This is a genomic window from Streptomyces durbertensis (assembly GCF_014156695.1).
Lineage (GTDB): Bacteria > Actinomycetota > Actinomycetes > Streptomycetales > Streptomycetaceae > Streptomyces > Streptomyces durbertensis.
Map to the genome: position 1 here is coordinate 1 of NZ_WMLF01000426.1, position 4675 is coordinate 4675.

Below are 4675 nucleotides of genomic sequence, written 5' to 3' on the forward strand. Positions count from 1 at the left end.
CCCCCAGCAGCGTGCTCGCCCACCCCGGCGAGGCGCCGAGCGGGTACAGCAGGAAGCCGCCCACCGCGCCCAGCGCCGCCCCGGCGGCGAGGGAGAACAGGACGGCACGCCGCAGCAGCGGCAGCAGTACGCGCGCTCGCGCCACGGGGTGCGGCAGCAGCCAGTCGACGGTCGCGCCGTCGGGCAGCACCGGGCCGCGCCAACAGGCCCGCCGCGCGGCGACGAGCAGCACGGTCGCGACCAGCACGGGCAGCACGGCCGGCACCGCGGCGAGCACACGCTCCGCGAGCGGCCCGCGCAGGCTGCCGTCCCGCGCCGCCACCCCGGCCGCGAACAGGTACGGCCCCAGCCAGACGAGCCCGGTCAGCAGCGTCGCGTACAGCGCGAGGAGCGTGCCGCGTCGGTCCCGGCGGCGCTGGCCGGCGCGCAGGACGCGCAGATAGGCGAGGGTCAACTCGTCCGCGTCGGCGCGTGCTTCGGAAGTGTTCGGCCCGTAGGGGGAGGGGCCGGTGTCAGCGGTTGTCAACGAGGCGCCCGTCGGTGAGGGCCAGCTGGGTGTCCGCCACGGCGTCGGCCAGCGCGCTGTCGTGGGTGGCGAGCAGGACGGCGGCCCCCCGGTGCCGGGCGGCCTTCAGCCGTCCGGCCAGCTCCCGGCGCGCGCCGGCGTCGAGCCGCTGCTCGGGCTCGTCCAGCAGGAGCAGGGAGTAGGGCCGTACCTCGGTGGTCGCGAGCGCCATGAGCTGCCGCTGCCCCGAGGACAGCTCGTCGGGATACGCCTCGGCGTGGCCGGCGAGCCGGTGGGCGTCGAGGACGTCGTCGACGACGGGCTTGGCCCGGCGGTCGCGGCCGTGCGCCAACGCGACCAGCATCAGGTGTTCGCGGACCGTGAGATCGGGGTAGTGGGCGGCCTGGTCCAGCACGGTCGCGACCTCCGCCCGCCGCCTCGGATGGTCCTCCGCCAGGCATTCGCCGCGGAACAGGACGCTGCCGGCCGCCGGCTCCTCGCGCCCGGCCGCCAGCCGCAGCAGCGTCGACTTGCCGGAGCCGTTCTCGCCGAGCAGTGCCACGCAGCCGCCGGCGCCGACCCGGACGCTCACCCGTTCCAGTACCCGCCGTGCGCCGTAGGACTGGTCGACGTCCCGCAGCAGGAGCACGGTCTCCCGCTCGTTCCCCATCCGGGAACCCTAAGCCCCGGTACCGGTCCGGTGGTCCGGTAGCAGCGACAGCGGAGCCGGCGGCCTTCACCGCCCCACCCGGCTCGCTCACCACCACTCGGTCGCACAGGCGGACGGGTCGCCACGGGGCCTGACGCGCCTCGAACCCCGTACGACTCGTCGCCCCGGCCAGACGGAACATGAACTGGTCGGAGCTTCGCCCCAACCCTCGGCGTTCCTGGCTCGACTTCCGGCGTTCCTGCCGCGAAACCCCACGGAGCCAGCAGTCAGGCGGGAACATGTGCTTGGTGGGTGGCTCGTACGGATGAGGAGTCACCTCGACGCCCATCCGCCCACGGTGAGGAGCCTATGTTGGCACCGAGCGTCCGGGCCTCGCGTCTCCGCGGGCGGACGGGCGTCGCGGCGGTCGGGACGTGGCGGGGAGCGAACCCGGTCTTCCTGGTCCCGACCGGCTCCCCCGATTCCGTGACCTGGCGAGTGGACCTGGTGGAGGTGTTCTGTGCCCGGATTCCCTGGTGGGCGGCGCTACCGTGTGGCAGGCCGAAGAGCCGTGCTCCTCGGGGTCGGTCTGGCGGTTCTCGCCGCGCTGGCGGGCTCCGAGATGTCCGCCGCGCACGCCACGGCCCCCGCCGCGGCCCCGGCGGCGTCGGCGGCCGCGGACGGTCAGGTCGGGAGCCCCGTGGTGACCAGCAGCGGTGACGGGGCGGTGACGGTTCTCATCCGCGGTGCGGACGACCTCGTCTACCGACGGGTGCAAGATCGCGAGCATGGCGGCTGGAGCACATGGACCAGCACCGGCGGCAAGGCGGTGGGCGACCCGGTGACGGCCCACAATCTCGACAAGCGGCCGTCCGTGTTCGTACGGCGGGCCAGCGGTCGGCTGTGGCATCAGAAGCAGGCTGCCGACGGCACCTGGACGGAGTGGGGTGACCTGGGCACCCCGCCGGGCACGACCGCTGCCGGGGCTCCCGTGGTCGTCGCCAACGACAACACGCACAGCGACCCTTCCCCGAACGCCAACGGCGTTGTGCAGGGCAACACCGACGGACGCCTGGAGCTGTTCGTCAGAGGAGCCGACGGACGCCTGTGGCGCCGGGTGCAACGAGCGCCCAACGGCACAGCCTGGAGCAACTGGGAGGCTCTCGGCGGAACGTGGGCGGGCAGCCCCGCGGCAGTGGTCACGGGCGACGGCCGTATCACCGTGTTCGCACGCCGTCCCGACGGGCGTCTGATGCTGAGTGCGCAGAAGCACCCGAGCACTCCCCGCAACCCGCTTCCGGAGGACAACTGGTCGGTCTGGAAGGAGATCGGGACGGGCTACACGGGCAACGTCGCGGTGGCCGCGGTGAGTGGTGAGGACGGCACGAAGTTCCAGGTCTTCGGCAACCGGAGCGACGGCAGGCTGTGGACCCTCGCGCAGTCCGAGCCCAGTACTCCCGGCAAACCGGCCGGCGTGTGGAGGACGGAGCCCGAGCGGCTGGGCCCGGCCGTGCCCGGGCGGCCCGTCGTCACCTCCCACGCCGACGGCCGCCTCGCCGTCTTCAGCGTCGACGCCGAGGACCGCGTCGCCTACCGGACGCAGAGCAGGGCCGCGTCCGACGCCAACCCCAACGGGATCTGGAGAGCGGGCTGGCGGGCCTTGGACAAGCTGAAGGTCAGCTCCGTCACGGTGTCCACCACGCCGCGCGGCGGCCTCCCGGCGTTCGACGTGTTCGCCGTCGGCAAGGGCACCGAGGCTGTCCACCAGCGCTCCCGGCTGGCGGCGGGAAGCAGCGACGGCAGCCGGGAGGACGTCTGGCTCGACTGGGCCGACCTCGCCCCCGTCGGCTCCGGGGTGTGCGCCGGCCCCGGCACCCTGGACTGCCTGACGATCGAGAACAGCACTCTGGAGAACGCCCTGAGCCTGGAGAGCATCCTCAGCCCCGACAGCTATGTCACGCGCAGTTGGGGAGGCTCGCTTCCCTGGCAGAAGTGGGCGCTGCGCCCGACGGGGGACGCCAGCGCGGCGGTCAGCATCGTCAGCGTGTACCACGAGGACAAGTGCATCGACGAGGCCGGCCTCTGGGGCGCGCTGGACCCCCGTCACCTGCGGCTCGCCGACTGCGATCCGCAGCGCACCGAGCAGCAGTGGTACATCGAACCGGTCCTGCCCGCGAACGCCGACAAGGCCACGGCCAGGGCGACCGACTTCCGCATCCGCCACCGTGCCAACCCTCGCCACTGCCTCACGGCTCTGGCCGAGGACGTCTGGCCGCACACCGCCGCACGGGTGGAGCGGATCGCGTGCGACACCTCCTCGGACAACGACCACAACACCTGGAAGCTCGGCAGCGGTGGCGCCCTCGCGCACGGAGTCCTTGCCGTCGCCCTCCAGCAGGCCGCCGAGCGGTGCGCGCGGAACCCTGACAAGAACGCCTGTACGTTCGTCCCGCTGGAGACCCCTCCCGCCTACCAGGCCGCGGGGGGCTGCGTAGCCGGACGCGTGCTCTACAACGACAGCCCCGACCGCGACGCCGAGTACTACATCAACTGGTCGCGCACCACCGGCACCCAGGTGTCGTTCGGTGGCAGCCTGGGCTTCTCGGCCGAGGCCTTCTCCGCCTCGATCAACGCCTCCTTCACCTGGATCCAGGAAACTTCCACGGGGGAGCAGGTGCAGGTCCACGTGCCACCGAAGGAGTTCGGCTGGGTCGAGAACGCCCCCGTCATGCGTGAGACGATCGGATACTGGAAGATCACCCTGGACGGGCACTCCTGGACCGTCCCCGGGAGAAACATCTCCTACGCCAAGGACGGCACCAACGGTGTCCTGAGCATCAACGTCGCCAAGACGTCCAAGACCCCACCGCACGGCGGACACTGCGGCTGACGGGACCGAACCGAAAGCCGGTACCGGGAGGCGGAGGGGTACGAGGTGAGGACCGCGAGGCCCAGGGGCGCACCGACCGCGTCCCCCGACCCTTTCGCCCTGGTCGCACCAGAGACCCCGTCCCCGCTCCCGACCGGGCCCGCCGGGAGAGCCGCGGAACCAGACGGGGTGCGCTAGGTGCCGGCGGCCGGCCCTCCGGCGTCCAGTTCGCGTACCAGGCGGCGGGGTGCGGCCAGGCGGTAGCCGTCGGTCACCAGCTCGGCGACCTCGGTCCAGTCGGCGTCCGCCAGTCGCATGCCGACCCAGCCGCGCGGGCCGAGGTAGGGCGGCTTGAAGAAGCGGTCCGGCGCGGAGGCCACCAGCTCCGACTGGTCCTCCGCGGTGGCCTTGATCCACAGCTCCGGGCCCCGGGTGTCGACGTACATCACGAAGGACTTGCCGCGCACCTTGAAGCTGGGGTGGTGGACGGAGACGCCCTCGACGGACTCGGGCAGCGGCGCGCAGACCGCGCGCAGGCGGTCCAGCGGGCTCGGGATCCCACTCATCGCCCCAGGCTAGCCGGAACCGGCGTCCCCGCGCGGGTGCCCGACGGGTGGCGGACGGGTGGCGGACGGGTGGAGCGGGGTGAGGG

The 4675-nt window shown here is 73.0% G+C and carries 3 protein-coding genes and 1 pseudogene; 1 reads left to right on the top strand and 3 read right to left on the bottom strand.

The genetic code is table 11. From position 1 onward, the window contains the following. A pseudogene (locus GL263_RS21880) lies at positions 1 to 526 on the bottom strand (hypothetical protein); the annotation flags it as partial. Beyond that, complete coding sequence (locus tag GL263_RS21885; protein ID WP_182857457.1) at positions 513 to 1175, bottom strand: ABC transporter ATP-binding protein; 663 nt, start codon at positions 1173 to 1175, stop codon at positions 513 to 515. The gene GL263_RS21885 and the pseudogene GL263_RS21880, both read right to left, overlap by 14 nt. Before the next feature lie 532 nt (positions 1176 to 1707). Between GL263_RS21885 and GL263_RS21890 the strand changes: the two genes are divergently transcribed. After that, complete coding sequence (locus GL263_RS21890; protein ID WP_323379517.1) at positions 1708 to 4044, top strand: DUF8189 domain-containing protein; 2337 nt, start codon at positions 1708 to 1710, stop codon at positions 4042 to 4044. 173 nt (positions 4045 to 4217) lie between these two features. On the opposite strand, the gene GL263_RS21895 is transcribed toward GL263_RS21890, so the two are convergent. Next, positions 4218 to 4589, bottom strand: a complete 372-nt coding sequence (locus GL263_RS21895) for an MmcQ/YjbR family DNA-binding protein (protein WP_182857458.1) — start codon at positions 4587 to 4589, stop codon at positions 4218 to 4220. Positions 4590 to 4675: the final 86 nt, after the last annotated feature.

Excerpts from the sequence above, each read along its gene's own strand:
- GL263_RS21885 (WP_182857457.1), bottom strand. The coding sequence starts at position 1,175 with ATGGGGAACGAGCGGGAGACCGTGCTCCTGCTGCGGGACGTCGACCAG.
- GL263_RS21895 (WP_182857458.1), bottom strand. The coding sequence starts at position 4,589 with ATGAGTGGGATCCCGAGCCCGCTGGACCGCCTGCGCGCGGTCTGCGCG.